Origin of the sequence: Paenibacillus sp. J31TS4 (genome assembly GCF_018403265.1) — a bacterium.
Lineage (GTDB): Bacteria > Bacillota > Bacilli > Paenibacillales > NBRC-103111 > J31TS4.
On the sequence record NZ_BOSI01000001.1, the window covers coordinates 1739252 to 1762490 of the forward strand.

Here is a 23239-nt window from a genome sequence, read left to right on the forward strand (position 1 = left end):
CGCTATTCCGCCCTGTTTCCTGTCCTCGGAGGCTATCCTTTGAGCGCGCTCGGCCAGATGACGTACCGGGTATCGTCCTTCTCGGCGCCTAGCCCCTTGAGCAGCTCCGCCGCCTCCGTCTGCTCCACGCGGAGCCCATTCCACTGCTCGACGACCAGCTTCTTGAGGCCGTTCTGCCTCATCATCTGCCGGAGCATCGGCGGGAGCAGCTCCCGCCAGGAGATCCCCGGCTCCGGCCGCCGCTGGGCTTCCCCGCTCCGCCGCGGGTGATCCGCCTCCCGGCCTTCCTCCTGCCCGGCCGTGTGCATCTCCGTGATGCGCCGGCCGTTATTCTCGATCCAGAGCACCCAGCGGCCGTCCGCCAGCAGGAGATAATTGCCCGGCTTCCGGGCAAAGGCAACCCCTTTGCGCTGCGGCCACGGCACCGAAGCGCCGTAAGGATTCGCCGGGTCGACCGCGGAGAGGAGAATGGCCTCGCCCAGCAGTGGTGCCGGCGAACGAAGCGCCTCCACCGTCTCGCGGGAGGCGAACTGCATCGCCTGGATGCCCTGGACGAGCATGCCGCGCGTCGCCACGCCCCATTCCTCCAGCTGCTTCAGCACGCCGGAGAGCGTCTCCCACGAATAAGGCGCGTCCTTGGCCGCCTCTCGCGTCAGCACGCCGTCCCGCTCGAGCAGATGACGCGCCCAGGTGACGACGTACGCCTCCTCGTCCCAGCCGGCAGCCGCTCCCTCCTCCAGCGCATACCAGCGGCCGAGACCGGCCGGCAGCCGCGCGTTGCGGGCCGAGCGGGCGCTTCCGCCTCTCGGGAGAGGGCGAAGCGGGGCGAACTGGTCGTTCGCGGCCCGGCCTTCCCACACGAGGTCAAGCAGCCGGATCGTCAGCTCGGACGGCACCAGCCCCGTCTCGCGGCTCAGCGCCGTCACGAAGCTCGCTCCGCGGCTCCGCAGCAGCGCAAGCAGCTCCGGATGGGCAGTCTCGGACCGCGGCGCCTCCGCCTGGCGGAGATAGGGCGCATACAACTCCCGCGCTTCCGCCAGAAAAAAAGCAACCCGCCCCTCCTTGTCTCCTTCCTCCCGGCGCCCGATCCACAGCACCTCGCCGGAAGCGCACAGTAAGTCCAGATCCTCTCGCCGGTAGGAGGCCATCCGCGCGGGAAACAGATATGTCTCCCAATGGGAGACAGGCAGGAACAGCCCCTGCAGCCGTGCGATCGCTTCCCGCAAGCCTTCCGGCCCTTCGCCCCGCTGTCCCGGCAGCAGCCCGTGCCGCTCGGCCAGCAGCAGAGCCAGCCGGTCGGCGGGCACCCGCTCGGCCTCGCGCCGGTACTCGCGGATCGTGAACCGGAGCATCTGCCCGGTCACCTTGGTGCTCGTCCACAGCTCCTCGTGCCCAGGCTCGGCGAACGGCGCTTCCTCGACCGCACGCTCGTCCCGCCAGCCGCGGATGACCTCCTGCGCGCGCCCGAGCGGCAGGCCATAGCGGGCCGCCAGCTCCTCCGCCGTGAACGCCAGCCGATGATCGGCGAATCGCTTAAGCAGGAATGACGCTTCACCTTCCTCCCGAAGCTCCTCATACCGCCCAAGCTCGTCGCGGCAGATCCACCGCTCCTCTCCCCCAAGCGGGATCGCGACCGCCTGACCGGCGTCCCGCAGCTCGCGGAGCCAGGTCACCGCCTGCGGTCCCGCGAGCCGGACGAGCTCGCGTTCCGTCTGGTCTCCCCGCTCCTTCAGCAGCCGGTAGAGGCTCGGTGCGTCCTCGATTTGCAGCCCCCGCCCTTCCTCGAGCCGCTCGCGTTCGCGCTCCACCGCCTCGGGACGGATGGCCCGCTTGACGCTCTCCTCGCCGAAGACGCGGGCGGCCAGCTCCTTGCTGACGCTCATCAGCTGCAGCTGCAGATCCTTGCCGAGCACGTCGGATTCGTACAGGGAGGTGCCGACGAAATCCATCAGGAACTGGGCGGCGAACGGAGACGGGAACCGCGTCTCGGCAACCGCCCATTCCACTTCGCCGGAGGAGACCGCATCCAGCAGCTGCCGGACATGCTCCATGTCCAGCGCATCCTCCATCGTTTCCCGCAGCGCCTCGCGGAGGTACGGAAACTGCTCCGCATACGGCTTTGCCTCCTTGAGCAGCTCTTCGCTGCGCAGCCGCATCTTCCACGCGGGCATCCGGGTGAAGCTGCGCGAGAGCAGCAGCGACGTCTCCGCCAGCCTGCGGAACGTGATGCCGAGGAGCGGAGTGGCCGGCACCGCCTCGAGCAGCAGTTCCTCCAGCGCCTCGCTCGAGACCTGCCGGACGAGCGATAGCCAGACCGGATTCCACTCCGGGAAGATGAACTCGATGCCGTTGTCTCTCGCATTCGCGTAATAGTCGAAGCCGATCACCCGCGAAAGCCGCGCCTGCAGCGCGAGCTGCCAGGTCCGGTTCACCTTGCGTCCGAACACCGAGTGCAGCACGAGATGATGCTGCCCCGCGTCGTCGACGAAGTGCTCCGCGACGATCCGTCGGTCGGTCGGCAGCGGGCAGACGGCCTTTTGGCTCCGCACGTAGGCGGCCAGCTGGCCGGCGGACGACGCGTCGAGCCGGTAGTCCCTCATGAGCCATTCCTCGGTCTCGGCGGCGGGCGCGCGGTCCAGCCGCTCGAGCAGCTCCCGGTAAAAAGCCCCGATCCTCGTCCCCAGCTCGAAGCTCCGGCCGAGCGCCTCCGCCCGCCAGAACGGAATTTCGCTGTACGCGTTGGCCGCTTCCGTCACATAGATCCGGTCGTGCTTGATCGAGCGGACCGTCCAGGAGCTCGTGCCGAGCTGGAACACATCGCCGACGCGCGTCTCGAAGACGAATTCTTCGTCGAGCTCGCCGAGATGCGTGCGCGTCTCCATATGGTGCACCGGATAGCCGCTGCTCTGCGGGATGGTGCCCGCACCCATGATGGCCGCCATTGGCGTGTTCTTGCGGCGGCCGATCCGGTCCGTGTCGCGGTTCCACTCAAGGAGCGGCCGGGCGAACGGATACAGTCCCGCCAGCACCTCCAGCACGGCGCGCAGACGGGCGAGCGGGTAGGTCCGGTAGCTGTCGCTCCGCGTCACGGTGCGGTGCAGCTCCTCGACCTCCCATTCGTCCGTGGCTGCCATGGCGACGATCTGCTGGGAGAGGACGTCCAGCGGGTGGCGCGGGATGCGGATCGCCTCGATGTCGCGGGCCGCGATCTGTCTCGCGATAACCGCAGCCTCTGGCAGCTCGCCCCGCGTCCGCGCGAGCAGGACGCCGCGGCTCGCGTCGCCGACCGAGTGGCCGGCACGCCCGATGCGCTGGATGCCCGCGGCGACCTCCTTCGGCGAGTCAATCTGGATGACCAGATCGACGTGGCCGACATCGATGCCGAGCTCGAGCGACGACGTCGCGACGAGGCAGCGCAGCTCGCCGGCCTTGAGCATCCGCTCAACCTCGAGGCGCTTCTCCCGCGAGACGCTGCCGTGGTGCGAGCGGGCCAGCGTGTAGCCCGCGTAGTCGTTCAGCCGCAGCGTCAGCCGCTCGCACATGCGGCGGCTGTTTACAAAGATGAGCGACGTCGCGCTCCCCTCCATCAGCCGGACAATTCGTTCGACGATGCTGAGCCAGAACATCTCCTTGTCCGGCGTCCGGGCGGACCGCTCCGGCAGCGTTACGAGCAGCTCGTACCGCTTGTCCGCCCGGCTCTCGACGACTGCCACCGGACGCGGGACGTAGCCGTATAGGTGTGGCGCATCCGTGGATTGGGAGGACGAATCCTCCGGCGCTCCCGGAGCTGCCTGCGGCTCTGCATTCTCGTTCACCCCGGCGCTTCGGTTATCCCTCTCCCCCGGAGCGTTCTTTCCTTCCGCACCGGCAGTGCCGGCCTCCGCTCCGGCTGCCGCGCCGTTCGGAGGCGCCCAGCCGCCCAGAAACCGGGCGACGCGCTCGAGCGGCTTTTGGGTAGCCGAGACGCCGATCCGCTGAAACGGCGCGTCCGTCCACGAGGCGAGCCGCTCGAGCGAGAGCGACAGGTGCGCGCCCCGCTTGTCGGCAGCCAAATCGTGAATTTCGTCCACGATCACCTGGCGCACCGACCGAAGCATCTCCCTTGCCTTGGCGGAGGTGAGCAGGATGTAGAACGACTCCGGCGTCGTGATCAGTACATCCGGCGGCTTTCGCAGCATGGAGGCGCGCGTGCTCTGGGACGTATCGCCCGTGCGGACCCCGATCGTCACCCCCGGCCAGTCCGCGCCCAGCTCGGCGGCCGCCGCTTCCCACTCCTCCGCGAACCGGAACAGATGATGATGAATGTCATTGTTCAGCGCTTTGAGCGGCGTTATGTACAGGAGGCGCACGCCCGTGGTCCGTTCGGCAGCTGCCCGTTCCTTGGCCGTCACGACCGCGTCGATACAGGGCAGCAGCGCCGCGAGCGTTTTGCCGGAGCCGGTCGGTGAGGCGATCAGCGTATGATGGCCGCCGGCGATCTCGGACCAGGCGCGGAGCTGCACGTCGGTCGGCTGGCCGAACGACTGGGCGAACCAGGCGGCCAGGACGGGATGGAACCGGTTCGCCTCATGGTGGTCAGGGTGCATCGCGATTCTCCTTTGCTTTTGAATTGTTGGCGAGCGCCAGCCCGCCCTTGTCCCTAAATTCTACCATACCGGACGCAGTCTCCCTATCCAACCGCAGCCGGCTGCCGACATGAACGAAAAAAAGCCCGCTTCCGCGGACTTTTCCGAGCTTCCTATGACAATTTACGGGCGGACAGGGCGAGCATCACCCAGCCGGCCAGGAACGACACGCCGCCGAACGGCGTAATGATGCCGAGCCAGGTCACCTGCGTCAGAGCCATCACGTAGAGACTTCCGCTGAACAAGACGATGCCGAGGAACAGAAGCCAGCCGGACCAGACGAGCTCACGCGCCTCTCCGATGCGCAGCGACAGCAGAGCGACCAGCACAATGGCGAGGGCGTGGTACATCTGGTAATCCGTCCCCGTCTCGAACGAGGCCAACAGCTTGTCCGGGATCGTCCCCTTCAAGCCGTGGGCGGCGAACGCTCCCAGCGCCACCGCGAGGAATCCGTTCAGGCTGCCCAGGATGAGAAATGTCTTTTTCAAGGTAGATCCCCCTTTTTAGCAGCATCATACCATACTTGAGGACGTATGTCCGCGCCTCCGCCGCTTGGTCATGGAACGGTCAAATTCTGTTCCCCTTCCTACATGGTCGATCCTGCCTGGAACGCCGTCCGACCTGTTCGGATCATCAAAGATTAGCGAAAGTCGTACCACCGCGAACCTTCCATGTCGCCTCCAGATCCGGGCGCCATCCTAGTGCCGCGGGTTCTTGCTAGCCGCCGCCTCCCGCTCCCCGCCTTTTCACGACCGGCGGAACGCCAGTGTCGCATTGACGCCGCCGAAGCCGTAGGAATTGGACAGCGCGGCATCGGGCGCAGCGGACCGTCCCTCCCGGCGGACAAGGTCCAGGTCGACCTCCGGATCCGGCTCCTCGCAGTTCGCGGTAGGAGGCAGCCATCCCCGATGCAGCGCCAGGCAGGTGATCGCCGCCTCGATGGCACCCGAAGCGCCGAGCGGATGGCCGTACAGCCCCTTCGTCCCGCTCACGGCGGCACGGCCTGTGCCCAGCACCGAGGCGATGACGGCCGCCTCGGTTACGTCGTTGAGCCGCGTGGAGGAGCCGTGCGCGTTGACGTAGCCGACCTCGTCCGGCGCCATCCCGGCGTCGCCCAGCGCGATCCGCATAGAGCGGGCAGCCTGGGTGCCGCACGGCAGCGGCGCGCTCATATGGTGCGCGTCGTTCGTCAGGCCGAAGCCCTCCAGCACGGCGTAGATCCGCGCGCCGCGGGCGCGGGCATGCGCCTCGTCCTCGAGGACGAGCACGGCCGAGCCTTCGCCCATGACGAAGCCGTCCCGGCTGCGGTCGAACGGCCGCGAGGCGCTGGCCGGCGTCCCGTTGCGGGTTGACATCGCCCGCAGCAGATCGAACGCGCCGAACGTCAGCGGCGCGAGCGGCGCTTCGGCCCCGCCCGCGAGGACGACGTCGGCCTCCCCGCGCCGGATGGCGCCGAGCCCCCGGCCGAGCGCGACCGCGCCCGAGGCGCACGACATGGCGTTGGTCTCGTTCGGCCCGGTGAAGCCGAACTCCATCGCCATGTTGCACGAGGCGGCGCCGCCGAAGACGGAGAAGCCGAGGCCCGGCGAGACGGCGCGGTAGCCGCCGGCCATGTAGCGGCCGCACTGCTCCTCGGCCTGGGTGATGCCGCCGAGCGCGCTGCCCATGAAGATCGAGGCCCGCTCCGCGTCCACGCCCTGCGGGCCCAGACCAGCATCCTCCAGTGCGAGCCGGCCGGCCGTGACGGCGAGCTGGGAATAGCGGTCCATGCGCTGGGCTTTTTTCTTATCTAGATACTGATACGGATCAAAGGAATCCACCTGCGCCGCAATCCGGCTCCTCAGCCCGTCCGGAGCGAACCGCCCGATCGGGCCGACCGCGCTCTCTCCTCTCCGGACGCCCTCCCACAGCTGCTCCGCGCCTGTTCCGATCGGCGTCACGCAGCCGATGCCGGTTACCACTGCCCGTCTAGTTGTCATTGCTCAGCCTCCTCCGCCTGTCGTTTAATCCCTGCCAATGTCTGCTCCGCAATCGCATGGACGAACAGCGGCCCGATGATCCGGTTCGCGATCCAGCGCCCGACGCCCGGCCGCTCCCACCGGTGGAGAATCGTCACCTCGGTTCCCCTCTCGGTTGCCCGCAGCCTCCACTCCACGTCCATTCCTCTCGTAATGCCGCGGATATGCCGGTAGTAGACGACGCCGGCCGCCTCGTCCACCTGCATCTCGCTCTCCCACCAGACGGGCCAGGTCAGGCCGGGAAACCGGCGCAGCGCGGCCATTTCGACCGTTCCCGGCTGGGTCCCGGCGTTCTCTCCGACCTTGACCCAGCGGTAGTGCGGCAGCCAGTCCGGCCATCGTCCGACGTCCTTCGCGTAGCGCAAAACGACGGGTACCGGGCAGGCCATCTCCGTCACGTTTCGGGTCTCCATAATGCAGATTCGCTCCCTTCTTCGGTCCATTCCTCTTGCTCGGTCTCTCCAGCTCCGGCCGCTGCCGGCCTGGACAGTCTTGTCTTAGTCTCCTTCGCCGGCTCTTCCCCGGTATCCCGGGGACAGTCGCCCACGAACCGGACCAGGCCGGCGAGCAGCGGCGGGCTCGCTCCGAGGAGACGCAGAGCCGCGTCGAACAGAGCGGGATGCCCTGTGCTCCAGGCGATGAGCCGCTGCAGCGCCGTCCCCGGGCTGAACGCCTTGCGGTGCCGGGCGCTGTAGCGCACGAACGCCCGGTCTCCGCCGCCGCCGAGCGCCTCCATCACGGCGTCGGCTGCCAGCTCCGCGCTTCGGAGCGCCCGGTAGATGCCTTGGCCGGTGAGCGGATCGTAGTAGCCTGCGGCATCGCCCACCAGAAGTGCACCCGGCACGGCCGCCGCCCGGACGGGACGCTCGAACGGCCCGCAGGCGAGGACGCCGCTTGCAGGCCGGGCGCTAGTCAGCCTCTCCGCCAGCTCCGGGAAGCGGGAGGCCGTTTCGAGGAGGAAAGCGGCCTTGCGGCCCGACGCCTGGCCGGCGGCGGAGGCCGGGACGACGACCGTCACGTTGGCGCGGTCCGGGCCGAGCGGAGCGACGCCGACGACGAGGCCGGGCGCCGCGAACATCTCGATGAGACCCGAGAGCCCGCCGACTCCTTCGAGATGGGCTGTCAAGGCGGCTTTGCGGCGCTCATGCGGCGGCCGCAGCGCGAGGCCGAGGCTTCGGGCGACTGCCGAGCGCAGCCCGTCGGCGCCGACGACGATCGGTGCCCGCAGCACCTCGGCTCGTCCTCCCGCCGTCCGCACGAGCAGGCCGCACGGCCGGCCCCCGACGTCCCGGCAGACGCTCTCGACCCGTACGCCGGTGCGAAGGTCGGCGCCGGCGGCCGCTGCCGCCTCCGCGAGCCGGGCGTCCAGCGAGTGGCGGTCCCAGGCGAGGCCGCTGTGCGGGGCCGGGAAGAGGCCGGTGATACTCGCCGTTCCGCCGTGCAGCCGCCAGCCGTGGATGCGCGGGGCCTCCGTCTCCGGCGGCGGCGAGACGCCCAGCCGCCGCAGAGCCGCCACCGCGCCCGGGTTCAGTGACTCGCCGCACGGCTTGGCGCGGGGGAAGCGGGCGGCGTCGAGCAGCATAACGCTGAGGCCCTGCTCCGCAAGTCGGCGTGCTAGGCTGCTGCCGGCAGGGCCGGCCCCGCAGATGAGCACATCGGCGTCGACCAGCCGCTCAGCCATGCGAGACAACGGCCAGCCGGAACGGAAAATGCCGGTGCACCACCGCCGGGACGCCGGCTTCGCGGACGATCGCTTCCGCCTCCGGCCGGGTGAACGCGCGCTGCACGGACAGCGGCCCGTCGTGCCGGGTAAGCGGATTGCGCCAGACGAGGCGGGCAAGCAGGCGTGCCGACCAGTAGGCGGCCGGCCGGCGCTCGAGATCGGCGACGACCCATCCCCGCCGCGTCACCCGTGTGAGCTCCCGCAGCAGCTGCACCGCGCCGGGCTCGTCGAGATGGTGAAGCGCCAGATTGCAGATCGCCGCGTCGAAGCTGCCGTCCGGATAAGGCAGGGAGCGCGCGTCAGCCTGCTCGATGACGATCCCGGGCCGCTCCGCCGTCCGCTTGCGCGCGACCGCCACCATCTGTGGATGGAGGTCGATCCCGACAAGCGACAGGTCCAGCCGGCGCCTGCTCCCCCATGCCTGGAGCGCGAGCGGCACGTCTGCGATCCCCGTCGCCACGTCCAGCACGCGGACCGGTCCCGCCTTCCTGTCCGCTCCGTCCAAGATGCTGCGCAGATGGCGGAACAGAACCGGGTTGCCGCCGAGGTACCGGTTGACGAACCAGACTTCGCGCAGGCTGTCCTCCAGCTCCCGCTCATCCAGCCGCTCGCCATCGAGCAGCTCGGGCTCCCTCCGTCTTTCCATGCCTTCGCCTCCCGTTTGGAAGATAGTCCCTTTAGTGTGAGGCGCGGGACGTCTTTTTATGCAGAAGCTGGGAGTTCAGCGAAAAAGGCTGCCGGCTGCTAGCCCCAGACGGCGGCTGTGGTTCTGCACTCGGCGGCCCGCGGCGAGGGAGTGACCAACCGGACGGGACAATGCTACAATGAAGACATCCGTAAGACCCGGTCCTATTCATCCAAAATGAACCGTTCCATCCTAGGTCTGTCCATCCTTTGAGGTCTGGTCCATCCATTGAGGCTCGTTCATCCATTAAGGACTACCCATCCAAAAAACGTCTATCCATCCATAAAGGAGTGCCCGCCATGTCCGCCTTGTCCCGTCTTTTCTCGCGCTTGTTCGGCAGCCGCAAGGTCACCGATATCCGCAGCTACCAAAAAAAGGCCCAGTCGGGCCAGCGCTGCTCGCTGTGCAAAAAAAGGGCAGCCCGCCTGACCTTCTACGCCGACGGAAGCGGGAAGGTGATCGGCGCCTGCCGCGACTGCAAAGCGAACGTGGAGAAGGTGGGCTTTTTGCCTCTGTAAGACACTCGTCTCTTGAGAGAAGGGCTCCGGACGTGAGGGGAGGCCGGTAAGGGGGAGGAATCCCCAAGACCAAGCATGTCTGTCTCCCCCAGCCTCGGCTAACGGCGGATGCCAGCAGCGGTGCGGCATGTGCTTCCCAACACTCGTTATCCTTGCGCCGGCTCCTCGTGCTTCAGCAGCTCCAGCCGGTTCCCCTCCGGATCCGTCAGCACGCCGATCGTTCCCCAGTGGAACGCGCGGACCGTTACGGCCGCTCCCCGGCTCCTCAGCTCCTCCACCGCCCGGTCAAAATCCCGCACATTCCAGCGCAGGACGGTCGGATTCTGCTCCCTCGTCTTCTCGTGGACGGACGCCTTGCCGCCCTCTTCGACCATCAGATAGGCGCCGCCGAAGTCGAACAGGGTCAGCCCCGGCTTCTGCCTCTCAACCTGCAGCCCCATGACATCGCGATAGAACGCCAACGCCCTCTCATACTCCTGCGTGAACAGAATGACGCCGTTTCTGGCCGTTTCCATGATTCTCTCTCCTTTTCCGATTAAACTTTTTTGGGGCCCGCCCCACGAGCCGAACTCCTCAACGGAAGCAGCAAAGTCCCCGAGGCCTGCGGTCTCTTACGCTTCCGCCGCCTGCGGTATCTCCTCCCGGCCCCGGAGAAGGCCGCCGAGCCGCAGGAACGTATCCAGCACGAAGCGGATCCTGTCCTCGATCTCAGGTGCCCGGATCTCCCCCGGCTCCCGCGCCGGATCGAACCATTGGCGATGCGCGCCGCCGATGGACAGCCAATCCGGGCAGTTGATGCCGTGCAGGTTCCGGACCACCGCCTGGATCTGCTGCAGCGAGCTGACCCCCACGGCGCCTCCCGAGGAGCTGACCGCCAGCACCGGCTTGCCGCTGAAGTGCTCCTTGCCCAGATGGTCCAGCGCATTCTTCAGCACGCCCGACATGCTGCCGTGGTATTCCGGGGTCGCGAGGATGATCCCGTCCGCCTCCCTCATCATTCGTTTCAGCTCCGCCACGTTATCCTTTCCCTCCGCCAGTCCTTCCGGGCTGTAAAACGGCAGCGGTGTCCGGTACAGGTCCATCCGCTCTACCCGGTGTCCCTTCTCCTGAAGGATCCAGCCGAGCGTTTCCGCCAGCCGCGTGCTCGTGGACGCTTCCCGGTTCGATCCTGTCAAGATGGCAATGTTCATGTTCCTTCATCCTTCCTTGGTTCCATAATGGGATTCCGACGAGACGAGGCCCGGGCCGCGAATCCGGCTCCGCCGCCTCGCTCGATGTGCTTTTATCTTACCGGGAAACGCAGGGGAGCGCGTCGGGAGGAAGACGGAACCCGGGACAAAAGAACGTCCCCTTTTGGACGGAGCTCCGGCTCCGTCCAAAGGAGGACGTTCTTGAGAATCTAGCGGCTCTCACCTCCGACCAAAGTCGGAGAAAGGCGGAAACGGAAAGAAGGGCACGGCAAGCACGCCGGGTTTTGGATCGTAGACAAGGTGCACGATCCTGCCTACCTCCCTCCTCAGGCATCGAGCCCATGCTTAACGGCAAAGATGGCCGCCTGGGTCCGGTCGGCGAGCCCCAGCTTGTCGAGCAGGTGGCTGACGTGGGTCTTGACGGTTTTCTCCGTGATGCCGAGCTCCGCTCCGATCTCCTTGTTGCTGCAGCCCGTCGCGATCAGGCGAAGCACCTCGCGCTCCCTCCTCGTCAGCTCCTCGGCCGGACGATCCGGCACGTCGGCCGCGTCCCCGGCAGGAGAATTCGAGAACAGATTGACCAGCTGGCCGGCGACTTCCGGGTGCAGCTCCACCTGTCCCTGGTTGACCCTCCGGATGGCCCGGACCAGTTCCTCCGGCTCGACATCCTTCAGCAGATAGCCCCTTGCCCCGGCGCGGATGGCCGGCAGCGCGTGCTCCTGGTCGGAGAACGACGTCAGCACGATGACCTTGGCCTCCGGCAGCCGCTCCTTGAGCAGCCGGGTCGCTTCGATGCCGTCCATGCCCGGCATCTGCAAGTCCATGAGTACGACATCCGGCCGGAGTGCGGCCGCCTTCTCGATCGCCTCGGCACCTCCCGCGGCTTCGCCCGCCACCGTAAGGTCCGGCTGCGTCGCCAAGAACAGCTGCAAGCCTCTGCGCACGACGGCATGATCGTCGACCAGCAGCAGTCGAATCGTCATCGGTTCTCCTCCTTCTCCGGTTCTCTTGTCTTGCGCAGGGGAATCGCCGCCTCGACGACTGTTCCCCCGCCGTTGGCGCGGCTCACCCGAAGCCGGCCGCCCAGCGATTCGGCGCGCTCCCGCATCGTGGAGAGGCCGATCGAATGGCCGGTTGGGGCAGCAGCGCGCGGTTCGGCCAGGCCCGGGCCTCGGTCGGCGACGCGGAGAATAACCTCGTTCTCCCGGACCTGCAGCTGAATGCGCGCCTCCTTCGTCCCTGCGTGCTTGCACACGTTGTTCAGCGCTTCCTGCCCGATTCGCCAGAGCGCTTCTTCCATTCCGCGCGACAGCCGTCCAAGTCCACCCGGCTCCAGCTCGACGCGCAGGCCTAGCTGCCGGCCGTATGCCGCAAGCGCCAGGCCGAGTCCGGCTTCCAGTCCCTCCGGACGCAGCTGGAGAATGAGCGCGCGCATCTCCTTGAGCGCCGACTGGGCAAGTCCCTGCATCTCCCGGACCGCGGCCATCGCTTCCTCCGGAGCGATGCCGGTCAGCATCGCCTCCGTGCCCCGGGCTGTCATCGACAGGGAGAACAGCATTTGGGAGACGGAATCGTGCAAGTCTCTGGCAAGGCGGTTGCGTTCGTCCCAGCGGGCGAGCTCCCGCCGCTGCTCCTCAAGCATCGCGCCCTCGAGCACAGAGGCGATATGCTCCGCCAGCGCCTCCAGCACCTCACGGTCGGGACAAGCCTGCTCACCCGTTATGTCGCAGCCGATGACGAGGAGCCCCGTCCGGCCGCCCAGTGAGACGCCTGCGGCCAGGAGAGAGGCAGGCGTATGGCCTGATTCCCCGTCGAGCCCGAGTCGCTTGGCCCATACGGCCGCGGCCTCTCCTGTCACGGAGGCCGAGTCTCCTGATTCGGCCGAGTGGAACGGCCACCCCTCCGCGCCCGTCAGCGGCTCCCCCAGCTCCTGCTCCGCGCGGGGAGGAGCCAAGCCAAGCACGGACCAGCCGTCCCCCAAGGGCGCCAGCAGCGCCGCGCACGGCCAGCCGAAGCTGGCAGGGATGAGCGAAACGGCTCGAGCCGCCAGCTCCTCCGCCCCGCCAGCCGAGCCCGCCTCGGTGCCGAGCGCCCGGCTGAATTCGCCGAGCGCCGCATAGAGTGCCGCCCTCCGCTGCTCGGCGGCGTACAGCCTCATCCGCTCAATGGCGCCGCCGATCTGGAACGCTACGGCCTGCAGCAGCGCAAGCTCCTCCGCTTCGAATCTCTCCCGGCCGCGGTCGGCCACGTTGAGCAGGCCGAACCGCCGGCCGCCGGAACCGAGCGGTATCGTCGCATGGTGCGTAATTCCTCCGGTATCGTAAGACTGCTGCTCCAGCGCATCCTCCAGCCGCTTGCAGCTCAGAATGTTGACCGCATTCTCGAGTCGGCCGTCGCGATACCGGTTCAGGCACCAGCAGGCACCGCAGCGCATCGGCAAGCATTCCTCTCGCTCCAGTGCCGGAGGCAGCCGGGTCGCCGCCGCGAAGCTAGGCGTGCCCGTTCCCGTGTCCAGGAAGATCCAGGCCGCCTGGAAGCCGGTCGCGTCGAGCAGCTTGTCGAGCACGATATTGAGCATGGGGATCAGCTCATTCGACCGGTTCAGCGTCTCCGCTATCGTCTTCAGAATGATCAGCTCTTGAATCCGGGATTCCGCCGTCATCTGTCTCCTCCTTTTCTTCGCGAGGCGCATGAGGCAGCAGCGAGGCGCCTGCGGTCCTCAAAGCGGAGCGCCAAGCAGCCCACAAAGCGCCATCCCTCCCCCTACCGAGGTTCGAACGTCTGACCGCGCCGCGGCGCTCCAGCCCTGGGCTGCTTCTACAGCTCGTGCTTCGCCAGCACCGCCTTGATGGCGAAATAATCCACCTCCGGCGGCAGCGCGTCCTTGAGGGGCCTCAGCTTGGCTGTCCCCAGCTCCTGGGCCGCCTCCAGAATGAGCGGCTCCTGGCCGTCCGGAATGAGCCGGCCCCAGTCGAGCTCGCGTCCTTCGGTGGCGCAGCGGAGTATATGATCCTGGATCGTCACCAGGCTCATGCCCCGCTCCTTGGCGATCTCGCCGGCCTCCATGCCGCCCTCCCACAAGGCGAAGCTCACCTCGTGGCTCGCGCGTCCGTCGGCATCGGTCCGGGAGGAAGCGCGCCCGGCCGCCGCCCGTGACCCGCCGCCAGCCTCTCCTGCCGAACGCATGCGGGCCGTGCCGCCGTCTCCCTCCTCGGCCGGATTCTCCTCGAGGAACGTCCGGACCGCCGAGACGAACGCGTCGCCGTATTTTTCCGCTTTCGCCTGCCCGACGCCCTTGACTACAAGCAGCGCGTCCATCGTCTGCGGCTGCAGCTCCGCAATCTCGCGCAGCGTTGCGTCGTGGAAGATCGTGAACGGAGGCACCTTCTGGCGCTCCGCCCATTCCTTGCGCAGTCCCCGCAGCCGCTCGAACAGCGCCTCCGTCCGGGAGTCGATCACCCGGGTGAGCGAGCCGGCAGCCGCGGGCAGCCGCTGCATCACCTTTTCGGTCCCCTGCAGCACCTCCTTGGCCTTGGCCGTTAGAGACACGACCGGATACTGGCTGTCCGAGAGGCTCAGATAGCCGTCGGCGACCATGATGTTGATCATGTTGACGATGTCCTTCTCCTTGTAGTTGTTCAGCGCGCCGTAGGTGGGCAATGCGTCGAAGCCGAACTGCCGGACGCGCGCGTCGCTCGCTCCCCTCAGCACCTTGGCCGTAAGCGTCACGCCGAACCGCTGCTTCATGCGGACGATGCAGCTGAAGACCTTTTGGGCCTCGACCGTCAGATCGACCGCCTCCCGCTCGTCCGTACAGTTGCTGCAGCGCCCGCACGGCTCGCTGTCCGGATCGCCGAAGTACCGGACGATGAACCGCTGCAGACACTCCGTCGTGTGGGCGTATTCGATCATGCCGTTCAGGTTGCCGTAGTCGATCCGCCGGCGCTCCTCGTCCTGGTCTCCCTGCTCAATGAGGAATTTCTGGGTGACGATGTCCTGCGGGGAGAACAGCAGGATGCATTCGCCAGGCTCGCCGTCGCGGCCCGCGCGGCCCGCCTCCTGGTAGTAGGACTCGAGGTTCTTCGGGAGGTTGTTGTGGATGACGTACCTCACGTTGGACTTGTCGATGCCCATGCCAAAGGCGTTCGTCGCAACCATAACGTCGAGCTCGTCGAACAGGAATAGGTCCTGCATCCGCATCCGCTCGTCATCGCTCATGCCCGCGTGGTACTTGCCCGCGCGGAGGCCGAGCCCGGCGAGGAACCGTTGGCAGTCCTCGACCTCCTTGCGGGTCGAGGCGTAGACGATACCGGCATGCTCGCGGTTTTTGCGGATGTAATCGGCGAGGAAGTCCCGCTTGGTGGCTCCCTTGACGACAGAGAACGCTAGATTGTCCCGGGCATAACCGGTCGTCACCCGGTACGGGTCGTCCAGGTCAAGCTGGGTGATGATGTCCTGCTTGACCTTGTCCGTCGCCGTAGCAGTGAAGGCCGCCATCACCGGCCGCGGGTGAATGTGGTCGCGCAGCCGCCGGATGAGCCGGTAGCTCGGCCGGAAGTCATGGCCCCACTGCGAGACGCAGTGCGCCTCGTCCACGGCGACGAACGGAACCTGGATCTCCTCCAGGAGCCGGAGGAACCGGTCGGACTCGAGCCGCTCTGGCGCGACGTACACCATCTTGTAGCGGCCCTCCAGAATGTCCCGGTGCCGCTCGCCCGCCTCCTGCGCCGACAGCGTGCTGTTCAGGAAGGTCGCCGGGATTCCCGCCTGGTTAAGCGCGTCCACCTGGTCCTTCATGAGCGAGATCAGCGGGGAGACGACTAGCGTCACGCCCGGCAGAACCGCCGCCGGCAGCTGGTAGCAGACCGACTTGCCCGCTCCGGTCGGCATGACGCCCAGGGCGTCCCTGCCCGACAGGATGGCGCCGATCAGCTCCTCCTGCCCTTTCTTGAACGAATCGTATCCGAATGCCTGCTTGAGCACTTGCTTCGCTTGTTCTATCAAATCGGAATCACCTGATATTCTTATAAAATCAAGCGGCTTAAGCCGCTCTTCTACCCTATCAAAACAGGGGCCGGTTGACAATGCGCGAGAACATTGGCGCTCGGGCGGCAGCCACCCCGGCTTGGCCGCCGGTCAGGCTCTTTCCCGCGCACAAGCCGGTCAGGGTTCCCCAACAAAAGAGAAAGGCCGTCCGAGCAGAATCTGCGCGGACGGCCTTATCATCGGCGTGCCCAACTTGCAGGCGGATCGCCGGCTCTCGAAGGGCACGATTGGTGGTCAGGAAATCAGCTTGAGGCCGACCGCCGCCGCCAGCACCATGCCGATGAACAGCAGCCGCCGGACGTCCCGGGATTCGCCGAAGGCCAGCATCCCGAGCACGGCGCTGCCGACCGTGCCGATCCCGGTCCAGATCGCGTAGGCGGTCCCCATCGAGATACTGCGCATCGCGACCGACAGGAGACCCAGGCTGAGTACGAACCCGGCCGCCAGAATCAAATAGCCCTGTATGCCTTTTTTCTCGTTCACGCGATTGATGCCGTAGACGCCAATCACCTCGGACAGGCCGGAAAGCACTAGACAGAACCATGCCATCAGGACCGCCCTCCTTTCGGCTCGGCTTCCTTCTCCTGCGTAATCGTCTTGAGCCCGATCACTCCACCGAGCAAGAGCGCGATGAGCAGGAGCTTGGCCGCCGAGACGGGCTCGTCGAACAGCGCCATCTCCAGCACGACCGTACCCGCCGTACCGATGCCGGTGAAGACGGCGTAGGTGGTGCCGACCGGCAGCCGTTTCGACGCACGGATCAGCAAATCCATGCTGGCCCCGATTGCGATCGCCGTCAGCGTCCACGTCCACCAATTGTAGGCGTGCTTCAGACCAATCACCCAGCTGATCTCGAAGAGCCCCGCGACGAAGACCATCGTCCAATTTCTGTTCATGCTGTGTCCCCCTTGTTCCTGCGCCGGGCTTGTCTGCGCGGAGGACGATAGAGCTTTAGTGTGCCCCTCGTCTGCTCCGGCAAACAAAGAAACCCGGGCAGATATCGTTAGATATCCTCCCGGGCTTTTTCCCCTCCGTGTACGCGGCTGTCGCCGCGCGTTTCCTCTCGGACCAGACCGGCACTGCCGCGGAACCCTAGGAAACCTATCCTTCCATTATGCCTATCTCCGGCGATTTGTCAATGGTAGGGACGAGCACTGGCAGCATAGGGCTAAGCGCGCGTCCTGCCGTCAAGGCTGACTGACGGGAGCAGGGTTCCTGTCCTCCCGCCGGCTTCGGGCCGGGCTGTTCGCCATGAAGAGGGCGATGCCGGCCAGCATGATCATGCCGCCGGTCACCTGCTGGACCGTGATGGCCTCCTGCAGCAGCCAGTAGGCCAGGATGGCGGTGCCGACCGGCTCCCCGATAATCGCCATCGAGACGGTCGACGCGCCGATGCGGCGGACGAGCCCGCTCAGGATCGACTGGCCGATCAGCGTCGGCACGATCGCAAGCCCCAGGAACATGCTCCAGTCCCATGCCCCGTAGCCGGTGAGCGGAACGCCCAGCACGAGCGAATAGCCGGCGAGCAGCAGGCCGCTCAGGCCATAGGCGGTAAACGAAAACGCCGAAAGAGGCAGGGCGCTCTGTATCGACTGCCCGACGAGAAAATAGCCGGCCATCGCCGCAGCGGCGAGCAGCGCCAGCGCGTCGCCGAGCAGGGCGGTCCCGCCGAAGCCGAGGTCGCTCCCGCCGATGACGAAGCTTCCCGCTATCGCAAGAAGCCCTCCGGCGAGAGCGAACCGCTTTTGCTTCTCCCCGAACCAGAGATAGGCGCCGAGGAACGAGAATAACGGCTGCAGCGACACGAGCACCGTCGAGCTGACGACAGAGGTGAAGCGCAGCGAGGCGAACCAGAGCAAATAGTGAAGCGCCAGGAAGCATCCGGCGAGCAGCACGAGGCCGAGCTGTCTGCCCCGGAGCTTCAAGAGCGAGCTTAGACTGCCCCGGGCGCTCAGAACGACAGGCAGCAAAAAAAGCGCCGACAGCAAAAGCCGGTAGGCGGCAAGCGCGGAAGCCGGCGCATCGGTCAGCTTGACGAAGATGGCCGAGGTGGACAATGCCGCCACTCCGGCGAGCAGGCCTACCGCGGTGAGTAGAGACGGTTTGGCGGGCAACGGTAAGACTCCTTTTCTGTTTGAAACTTATTGTGCGGAACGCCGGGTTTCCCCTCCCGGACGTGCGTTCTCTCTCATTGTACGCCACCTTCGTCCGTTTGCAAGAGTCCCTGCCCACCTTAGTCCAGCTTGCCTGCCCTGCAGCAAAACGACAAAATGCCCGTACGGCATTGCTCCGTACGGGCTGGGACGCGCCCTCCGGCGCGTCCGGTGCATCCGGCGGCTACAGAATCCGCTTGGCCGCGACGAAGTGGGTATCCCACCAGCCGCTTGCCATGCTCGAAACCGTGACGCCGATGCCTACTTTATATGTATGAAGAACCTTGTTGTCCCCCATATAGATGCCGACATGGCCGATCTTCTTGACGCCGGTCTTGTTCACGGTGCCCGGAGTGCTGAAGAAGACGAGATCTCCTTTTTTCAGCTGGGAACGCGGAATGACCTTGCCGAGATCTTGATTGTACTGGGATTGCGCGCCGCCCTTGGTCAAGGCTATGCCATGATGACGGAACACCCAGGAGGTGAAGCCGCTGCAATCGAACGTTTTGTCGTTTTTCCGACCCCCGCCGAATACGTAAGGCGTGCCCATATATTTTTTTCCATAAGCGATGATGGAATCTGCGGTCGGATTCGCGGTCGCCGGCTTGCTGTTGTTTCCGGACGGCGCCGTGCTTTGTCCCGACACCGAGACATATTTCGCCAGCGAGGAAACATAACCGAGGACGCCGTTTTTGTCTCGAATTTTGTACCAGTACCCGCCGTTTACTTTATCGAGGATAGTGAAGGTCTCTCCCTTTTGCAGGTAGCGGATACGGGATCCGGTCGATAGAGACGAAGTAGTGCGGAACGCAACGGACGAGACAACCGTCCCCTTCTGGGCGGTTTGGCTAACGGCGGCTTCAGCGGCGAACGCGGTCGGCATAGCGGCTCCGCTTCCCGCAAGAATGGACAGTGCAACAACGGAAGCGGCGAGAATCTTGGTGGATTTCACTTACAGTTGGAGCCCCTTTCGTTTGAATAGTCAGACAAAAGAAAAAAGGGTAGGCTAACAACCCTATCCTTTGTCTGACTCTAGTAAACCATTTTTCCTAGTCTTCGGAACAGCGCCAGGGGACTCATTGCGTCATAAGGCCTATGGTCTTACGTTTTCAAGAGCCGTTCAGGACGATTCCGACGATCTTTCCATAGTCTTACAAGCCATGGGTCATTGGTAGCGTTTTTAAGGAAAGTTCAGGAAGTTCTTCTTTGAAACTTGTAAATGTTTCCATCAGGGGAAACTCGTCCTTTGGATCCTTTCGGAAAGGAGAGACGGATGGAGAATCTCCTTTGTGTTCCCCGGCGTTCCGAAGTAAACTGAAAGAAGTGTCCGAAGTCGATTCCGGAGGTTCGAAAGGAGCGGATCGCATTGAAATCTTCCGCCATGCTGTCCTACTTCCTGTGCGGTCTCGTCATCACGACGATCGGGGCTGTGCTTCCCAGCATCCAGGCCCATTATTCGCTTACGTATACGAACGGCGGCCAGCTCGTGTTCGCCGGCTCGGCCGGCTTCCTGCTCGGCGTCCCGCTGTCCGCCCTGCTGCTGAGACGGCTTCACGAGAAGCGGGTGCTTACGGCGGCGGCGCTGCTCATCGGCCTGTCCCAGCTGGGCATGCTCACCCTGCCCCCGTTTGGCTGGCTGATCGCGCTGAACTTCGTGAACAGCATCGGGGCGGCCGCCATCGAGACGGTTGTCGCCACGCTTATGATGGAGGTCTTCGTCCGGCGCCGCGCAGTCGTCATGAGCCATCTGGAGGTGGCGTTCGGCCTCGGCGGACTCGCGATGCCGCTGTTCGCCAGCCTGCTTATTGCCAACGGTGTCTGGCGCTACTCGTTCCTCTTAACCGGCATATTGGCGCTGCTCCTGGCTCTGCTCTGGCACCGGATCGCGTACAGCCGGGAGGGCGCCGACCATACCGGTGCGGGAGACGCCGCTTCGCCCCCTCCCGCCGGGCTGACGAGACGGACGAAGACGGTCTTCGTCCTGCTGTTCTCTCTCCTCATCTTCGTCTATGCGGGTATGGAAGGGAGTCTGAACAACTTCCTCCCCTCTCTCTTCCTGGAGCTGATGCCCCTCTCGCCGGCCTCGGCCTCGCTCAGCGTCGGGGTATTCTGGTCGGCGATGGTGCTGGGACGGCTCGTCACCGGCTGGATCATCCGCAAGGTTCCGTATGGGGCCTTTCTGATGGGGAGCATGGCGGGCGCGCTGGCCGGCCTCGCGCTGCTGACGCTGGCCGGCCGCCCCGCTGTGGGCTACTTGCTCGTCGTGCTGCTCGGGCTGATGATGTCGGGCGTCTATTCCATTACGATGGTGTATGCGAACCACACGTTCCCCGGGCTCGCCCGCTTCATCACCAGCCTCATCACGGCGGTCGCCGGCATTGGAGGAGCCGTCAGCCCGGCTCTCGTCGGCTATCTGATGGACCAGACCGGCCCGCAATCCGCGATCTGGCTGCTGGTGGGCTTCGCCGCCGTCTTCCTGGCGGTGCTGCTGCTCGTCTTCCGGCTGTACCGGGCGACGACCGCGCGCCAGACGGCGAACGGTTAGCCCCCGCTTCCGCTCAGCGGGTGAGCAGGACCTTGCCGTCCCGCCCGGCGCGCGCCTGTTCGGCCCGGAGCGCCTCCCGGAACTCGCGGAGCGGATAGCGCCAGCCAACAGGCGGCAGCGCCAGCCGGCCGCTCTCGAGTAGAAGGGCCAGCTGCTCGAAGGCGCCGTGCCAGGCGGCCGGCGTCACACGTGCGTTCCAGTGCCGCAGGTGGAACAGCGCCGGCCGCACGCCGGTGCTCTGCGCAACGGAGGCCCAGTCTACCGGCTGCCCGGACAGAAGGCCGAGCGCGAGCACCGTCCCGCCGGGGCGGACGCAGGCGGCGAGCTCCGCACCAGAGTCTCCTCCGACCGAGTCGATTGCCGCCGCGGCTCCCTCGCCTTCGGTCCACTCGCGGACCTCGGCCAGCAGCTCCGCTCCCTTGGCGCTGCTGGCCCGCGACGCACCGAGCGCCAGCAGCGTCACCTCGTCCCGGCTGCTGCGGACCGCGGCGAACAGCCTATAGCCGAGCACGGGTGCGAGCTGCGCCAGCAGCCGGCCGAGCGCGGAGCCGCCGGCATTGACGACGAGCGGATCGCCCGGCCGGAGCGCGAGCACTTCCGTACAGACCAGCCAAGCGGTCAACGGGTTGATGTACAGCTGGGCGGCCGTCTCGTCCTCCATCCAGTCCGGCACGGGCACGGCCCACCTGGCCTCCGAGCGGACCAGCTCCTGCCAGGTTCCCTCCCCCCGGAGCGGAAGCACGCGCCGTCCGAGGAGCGAGCGAGGGACGCCCGGGCCGGTCTCCTCCACAATGCCTACCCCCTCGTAGCCGGGAATACCGGGCAGCCTCGTTCTGTGGGCATACACGCCCCGCACCGGAAGCAGGTCCGACGGGTTGACCGGGCGGGCCAGCATGCGGACGAGCACCTCCCCCTGGCCGGGCGGCTCTACCGGCATCCGTTCGCCGCGCAGCACCTCCTCCGGCGGCCCGAACGCCTCGTACCGGATCCGGTAGGCTTCCTTTTCCGATTGTTCTCCCATCTCGCCACTCCTTTAACCGAAATTTAACCTTCCCTGTCCTTTGGCTTTAACCTTGACCCAGTATAGTGGGGTTCGAGGTGATTTTCCATGAACGAATGGATTCTAGAAACGAACGGCCTGTCCAAACAATTGGGGGGCAGAGCCGTCGTCAACCAACTGAACCTGCAAGTGAAGCAGGGCGATATCTACGGCTTCCTCGGGCCCAACGGCGCCGGCAAAACGACGACGATCCGGATGCTGCTCGGCCTGGCCAAGCCCTCCGTCGGCTCTATCCGAATTTTCGGCAAGGACCTGCGCAAGGAACGGCTCTCGATTCTGCGTAAGGTCGGCTCGCTCGTCGAATATCCGTCCTACTACGGTCATCTGAACGCCATCGACAATCTGGAGACGGTGCGCCGGCTTCTGGACGTGCCGCGCAGCCGCATCTCCGAGGTGCTGGAGATCGTCCGGCTGACCAAGGACGCGAAGCGGGCGGTCAAAGGCTACTCGCTCGGCATGAAGCAGCGGCTCGGCATTGCGACGGCACTGCTCGGCCAGCCCGACCTGCTCATCCTGGACGAGCCGACGAACGGGCTCGACCCGGCCGGCATTCAGGAGATCCGCGAGCTGATCAAAAGCATGCCGAGGGAGCACGGCGTCACGATCCTGATCTCGAGCCACCTGCTTGCGGAGATCGAGCAGATGGCGACCCGGGTCGGCATTATCACGAAGGGCCAGATGATCTTCCAGGATTCCATCGAGGCGCTGCGGCGGCAGGCCAAGCCGACCATCCGGATCAGCGTCAGCCGCCCCGAGGAGGCGTGGCGCATGCTGCTGGCCAAAGGCCTGCCCGTGGACTGGGACCAGACCCGATTGACCGTCGGCGAGGTGAGCGACCGGACGGTCGCCTCCATCGTTGCGGCGCTCGTGCAGCAGGATCACGACGTTTACCGGGTCGAAGAGGAGAGAGTGTCGCTCGAGGACATCTTCCTCGAGATTACCGGCGGGGAGGGGAGCCTGTGAGCCTGCGCATCCTTTCCGCCGAGCTGCTCAAAATCCGCCGCAAGTTCATCTGGTTCCTGATCTTTCTCGGACCCATCGGCGTCGTCGGCCTGCAGGCGGTCAACTTCGGCCTTCGCTACGACTATCTCGTCGGCAAAGTATACCGGGACGATCTGTGGGGCGGCCTCATCGAGAATGTGACGATCCTCATGGTCCCTACGCTGTTCATCGGTCTAGCGATTCTCGCGTCGATGGTGGCCGGCATTGAGCACCAGACGAATTCCTGGAAGCAGACGCTCGCGCTGCCGGTGACGAGAACGCAGGTATTCACCGGCAAGTTCCTGCTCAATCTGCTGCTCCTGCTCGTCTCCACGACGCTCGTCGCCGCGGGCACCATCGTGCTGGGCATTGTGCTCGGCTTTGGCACGGGCATTCCGTACGGCGTTCTGCTGAAGGCATGCTACTATCCTTTCCTTGCCATCGTGCCGTTCATTGCTCTGCAGAACTGGCTGTCGGTGACGTTCCAGAATCAGGCGTTCCCGCTCACCGTCGGCATCGCCGGGATGGTGGTCTCGATGTTCTCCATCCGCTTCGGCGACTGGTTTCCGTGGAAGTGGCCTTATCTGATCAACGCCGCGAAAGAGCCGCTCTATTCGGTCGCCTGCGGCCTCGCGTTCGGCCTCGTCGTGCTGGCCGCCGGCCTCGCTCATTTCGTACGAAAGGATGTGAAGTAG

At 65.8% G+C, this 23239-nt stretch carries 20 protein-coding genes and 1 riboswitch; of the genes, 4 read left to right on the forward strand and 16 right to left on the reverse strand.

Annotated elements, in window-relative coordinates; translation table 11 throughout:
• Window positions 1-32: 32 nt before the first annotated feature.
• The 6 genes from KJS47_RS08145 to KJS47_RS08170 form a co-directional block, all read right to left on the reverse strand.
• The gene (locus KJS47_RS08145) at window positions 33-4586 is read right to left on the reverse strand and encodes a DEAD/DEAH box helicase (RefSeq protein WP_213524343.1); all 4554 of its coding nucleotides are present in this window, start codon (window positions 4584-4586) and stop codon (window positions 33-35) included.
• Between the two features lie 152 nt (window positions 4587-4738).
• Window positions 4739-5113: a DUF423 domain-containing protein gene (locus tag KJS47_RS08150; RefSeq protein ID WP_213524345.1), complete on the reverse strand. Its 375-nt coding sequence runs from the start codon at window positions 5111-5113 to the stop codon at window positions 4739-4741.
• Between the two features lie 258 nt (window positions 5114-5371).
• Window positions 5372-6604, reverse strand: a complete 1233-nt coding sequence (locus KJS47_RS08155) for a beta-ketoacyl-[acyl-carrier-protein] synthase family protein (RefSeq protein WP_213524348.1) — start codon at window positions 6602-6604, stop codon at window positions 5372-5374.
• Window positions 6601-7056 carry an SRPBCC family protein gene (locus tag KJS47_RS08160; protein WP_213524350.1) on the reverse strand — a complete coding sequence of 152 codons (456 nt, stop codon included), beginning with the start codon at window positions 7054-7056 and terminating at the stop codon, window positions 6601-6603. The genes KJS47_RS08155 and KJS47_RS08160 overlap by 4 nt, the downstream gene beginning before the upstream one ends.
• The gene (locus KJS47_RS08165; protein WP_213524352.1) at window positions 7038-8324 is read right to left on the reverse strand and encodes an NAD(P)/FAD-dependent oxidoreductase; all 1287 of its coding nucleotides are present in this window, start codon (window positions 8322-8324) and stop codon (window positions 7038-7040) included. The genes KJS47_RS08160 and KJS47_RS08165 overlap by 19 nt, the downstream gene beginning before the upstream one ends.
• The gene (locus KJS47_RS08170; RefSeq protein ID WP_213524354.1) at window positions 8317-9012 is read right to left on the reverse strand and encodes a methyltransferase domain-containing protein; all 696 of its coding nucleotides are present in this window, start codon (window positions 9010-9012) and stop codon (window positions 8317-8319) included. Before KJS47_RS08170 ends, KJS47_RS08165 begins: the two co-directional genes overlap by 8 nt.
• A gap of 338 nt (window positions 9013-9350) precedes the next feature.
• Here KJS47_RS08170 and KJS47_RS08175 point away from each other — a divergent pair, with 338 nt between their 5' ends.
• Window positions 9351-9569 (forward strand): hypothetical protein, encoded by a 219-nt coding sequence (locus KJS47_RS08175; protein WP_213524355.1) that lies wholly within the window; start codon window positions 9351-9353, stop codon window positions 9567-9569.
• Window positions 9570-9715: 146 nt separating this feature from the next.
• Here KJS47_RS08175 and KJS47_RS08180 read toward each other — a convergent pair whose 3' ends face one another.
• The 9 genes from KJS47_RS08180 to KJS47_RS08220 all read right to left on the reverse strand — a co-directional run bounded on the left by KJS47_RS08180 (window position 9716) and on the right by KJS47_RS08220 (window position 18910).
• Window positions 9716-10084: a VOC family protein gene (locus tag KJS47_RS08180; RefSeq protein WP_213524357.1), complete on the reverse strand. Its 369-nt coding sequence runs from the start codon at window positions 10082-10084 to the stop codon at window positions 9716-9718.
• 96 nt (window positions 10085-10180) lie between these two features.
• Window positions 10181-10759 carry an NADPH-dependent FMN reductase gene (locus tag KJS47_RS08185; RefSeq protein WP_213524359.1) on the reverse strand — a complete coding sequence of 193 codons (579 nt, stop codon included), beginning with the start codon at window positions 10757-10759 and terminating at the stop codon, window positions 10181-10183.
• Window positions 10760-11085: 326 nt separating this feature from the next.
• Complete coding sequence (locus KJS47_RS08190) at window positions 11086-11742, reverse strand: response regulator (protein WP_213524361.1); 657 nt, start codon at window positions 11740-11742, stop codon at window positions 11086-11088.
• On the reverse strand, window positions 11739-13421 hold the full coding sequence (locus tag KJS47_RS08195; RefSeq protein WP_213524363.1) for a GAF domain-containing sensor histidine kinase: 1683 nt from the start codon (window positions 13419-13421) through the stop codon (window positions 11739-11741). Before KJS47_RS08195 ends, KJS47_RS08190 begins: the two co-directional genes overlap by 4 nt.
• A gap of 155 nt (window positions 13422-13576) precedes the next feature.
• The gene (gene recQ / locus KJS47_RS08200) at window positions 13577-15763 is read right to left on the reverse strand and encodes a DNA helicase RecQ (RefSeq protein ID WP_213524365.1); all 2187 of its coding nucleotides are present in this window, start codon (window positions 15761-15763) and stop codon (window positions 13577-13579) included.
• A 276-nt stretch (window positions 15764-16039) separates the two neighbouring features.
• On the reverse strand, window positions 16040-16354 hold the full coding sequence (locus KJS47_RS08205; protein ID WP_213524367.1) for a DMT family transporter: 315 nt from the start codon (window positions 16352-16354) through the stop codon (window positions 16040-16042).
• Window positions 16354-16701 carry a DMT family transporter gene (locus KJS47_RS08210; protein ID WP_213524369.1) on the reverse strand — a complete coding sequence of 116 codons (348 nt, stop codon included), beginning with the start codon at window positions 16699-16701 and terminating at the stop codon, window positions 16354-16356. Before KJS47_RS08210 ends, KJS47_RS08205 begins: the two co-directional genes overlap by 1 nt.
• 114 nt (window positions 16702-16815) lie before the next feature.
• Window positions 16816-16912, reverse strand: a riboswitch (guanidine-I (ykkC/yxkD leader).
• Between the two features lie 80 nt (window positions 16913-16992).
• Window positions 16993-17919 (reverse strand): DMT family transporter, encoded by a 927-nt coding sequence (locus KJS47_RS08215; protein ID WP_213524371.1) that lies wholly within the window; start codon window positions 17917-17919, stop codon window positions 16993-16995.
• Between the two features lie 223 nt (window positions 17920-18142).
• Window positions 18143-18910 carry a C40 family peptidase gene (locus KJS47_RS08220; protein ID WP_213524373.1) on the reverse strand — a complete coding sequence of 256 codons (768 nt, stop codon included), beginning with the start codon at window positions 18908-18910 and terminating at the stop codon, window positions 18143-18145.
• Window positions 18911-19324: 414 nt separating this feature from the next.
• Between KJS47_RS08220 and KJS47_RS08225 the strand changes: the two genes are divergently transcribed.
• The gene (locus KJS47_RS08225; protein WP_249716170.1) at window positions 19325-20503 is read left to right on the forward strand and encodes an MFS transporter; all 1179 of its coding nucleotides are present in this window, start codon (window positions 19325-19327) and stop codon (window positions 20501-20503) included.
• A gap of 13 nt (window positions 20504-20516) precedes the next feature.
• On the opposite strand, the gene KJS47_RS08230 is transcribed toward KJS47_RS08225, so the two are convergent.
• Window positions 20517-21524 (reverse strand): zinc-dependent alcohol dehydrogenase family protein, encoded by a 1008-nt coding sequence (locus KJS47_RS08230; protein ID WP_213524375.1) that lies wholly within the window; start codon window positions 21522-21524, stop codon window positions 20517-20519.
• Between the two features lie 87 nt (window positions 21525-21611).
• Here KJS47_RS08230 and KJS47_RS08235 point away from each other — a divergent pair, with 87 nt between their 5' ends.
• Together KJS47_RS08235 and KJS47_RS08240 are read left to right on the forward strand one after the other, a co-directional pair.
• A complete protein-coding gene (locus KJS47_RS08235; RefSeq protein WP_213524377.1) occupies window positions 21612-22526 on the forward strand; it encodes an ABC transporter ATP-binding protein in 915 nt (304 codons plus the stop codon).
• Window positions 22523-23239 (forward strand): ABC transporter permease, encoded by a 717-nt coding sequence (locus tag KJS47_RS08240; protein ID WP_213524379.1) that lies wholly within the window; start codon window positions 22523-22525, stop codon window positions 23237-23239. Before KJS47_RS08235 ends, KJS47_RS08240 begins: the two co-directional genes overlap by 4 nt.

Excerpts from the sequence above, each read along its gene's own strand:
- KJS47_RS08145 (WP_213524343.1), bottom strand. The coding sequence starts at position 4,586 with ATGCACCCTGACCACCATGAGGCGAACCGGTTCCATCCCGTCCTGGCC.
- KJS47_RS08155 (WP_213524348.1), bottom strand. The coding sequence starts at position 6,604 with ATGACAACTAGACGGGCAGTGGTAACCGGCATCGGCTGCGTGACGCCG.
- KJS47_RS08160 (WP_213524350.1), bottom strand. The coding sequence starts at position 7,056 with ATGGAGACCCGAAACGTGACGGAGATGGCCTGCCCGGTACCCGTCGTT.
- KJS47_RS08165 (WP_213524352.1), bottom strand. The coding sequence starts at position 8,324 with ATGGCTGAGCGGCTGGTCGACGCCGATGTGCTCATCTGCGGGGCCGGC.
- KJS47_RS08170 (WP_213524354.1), bottom strand. The coding sequence starts at position 9,012 with ATGGAAAGACGGAGGGAGCCCGAGCTGCTCGATGGCGAGCGGCTGGAT.
- KJS47_RS08175 (WP_213524355.1), top strand. The coding sequence starts at position 9,351 with ATGTCCGCCTTGTCCCGTCTTTTCTCGCGCTTGTTCGGCAGCCGCAAG.
- KJS47_RS08180 (WP_213524357.1), bottom strand. The coding sequence starts at position 10,084 with ATGGAAACGGCCAGAAACGGCGTCATTCTGTTCACGCAGGAGTATGAG.
- KJS47_RS08185 (WP_213524359.1), bottom strand. The coding sequence starts at position 10,759 with ATGAACATTGCCATCTTGACAGGATCGAACCGGGAAGCGTCCACGAGC.
- KJS47_RS08190 (WP_213524361.1), bottom strand. The coding sequence starts at position 11,742 with ATGACGATTCGACTGCTGCTGGTCGACGATCATGCCGTCGTGCGCAGA.
- KJS47_RS08195 (WP_213524363.1), bottom strand. The coding sequence starts at position 13,421 with ATGACGGCGGAATCCCGGATTCAAGAGCTGATCATTCTGAAGACGATA.
- KJS47_RS08205 (WP_213524367.1), bottom strand. The coding sequence starts at position 16,354 with ATGGCATGGTTCTGTCTAGTGCTTTCCGGCCTGTCCGAGGTGATTGGC.
- KJS47_RS08210 (WP_213524369.1), bottom strand. The coding sequence starts at position 16,701 with ATGAACAGAAATTGGACGATGGTCTTCGTCGCGGGGCTCTTCGAGATC.
- KJS47_RS08230 (WP_213524375.1), bottom strand. The coding sequence starts at position 21,524 with ATGGGAGAACAATCGGAAAAGGAAGCCTACCGGATCCGGTACGAGGCG.
- KJS47_RS08235 (WP_213524377.1), top strand. The coding sequence starts at position 21,612 with ATGAACGAATGGATTCTAGAAACGAACGGCCTGTCCAAACAATTGGGG.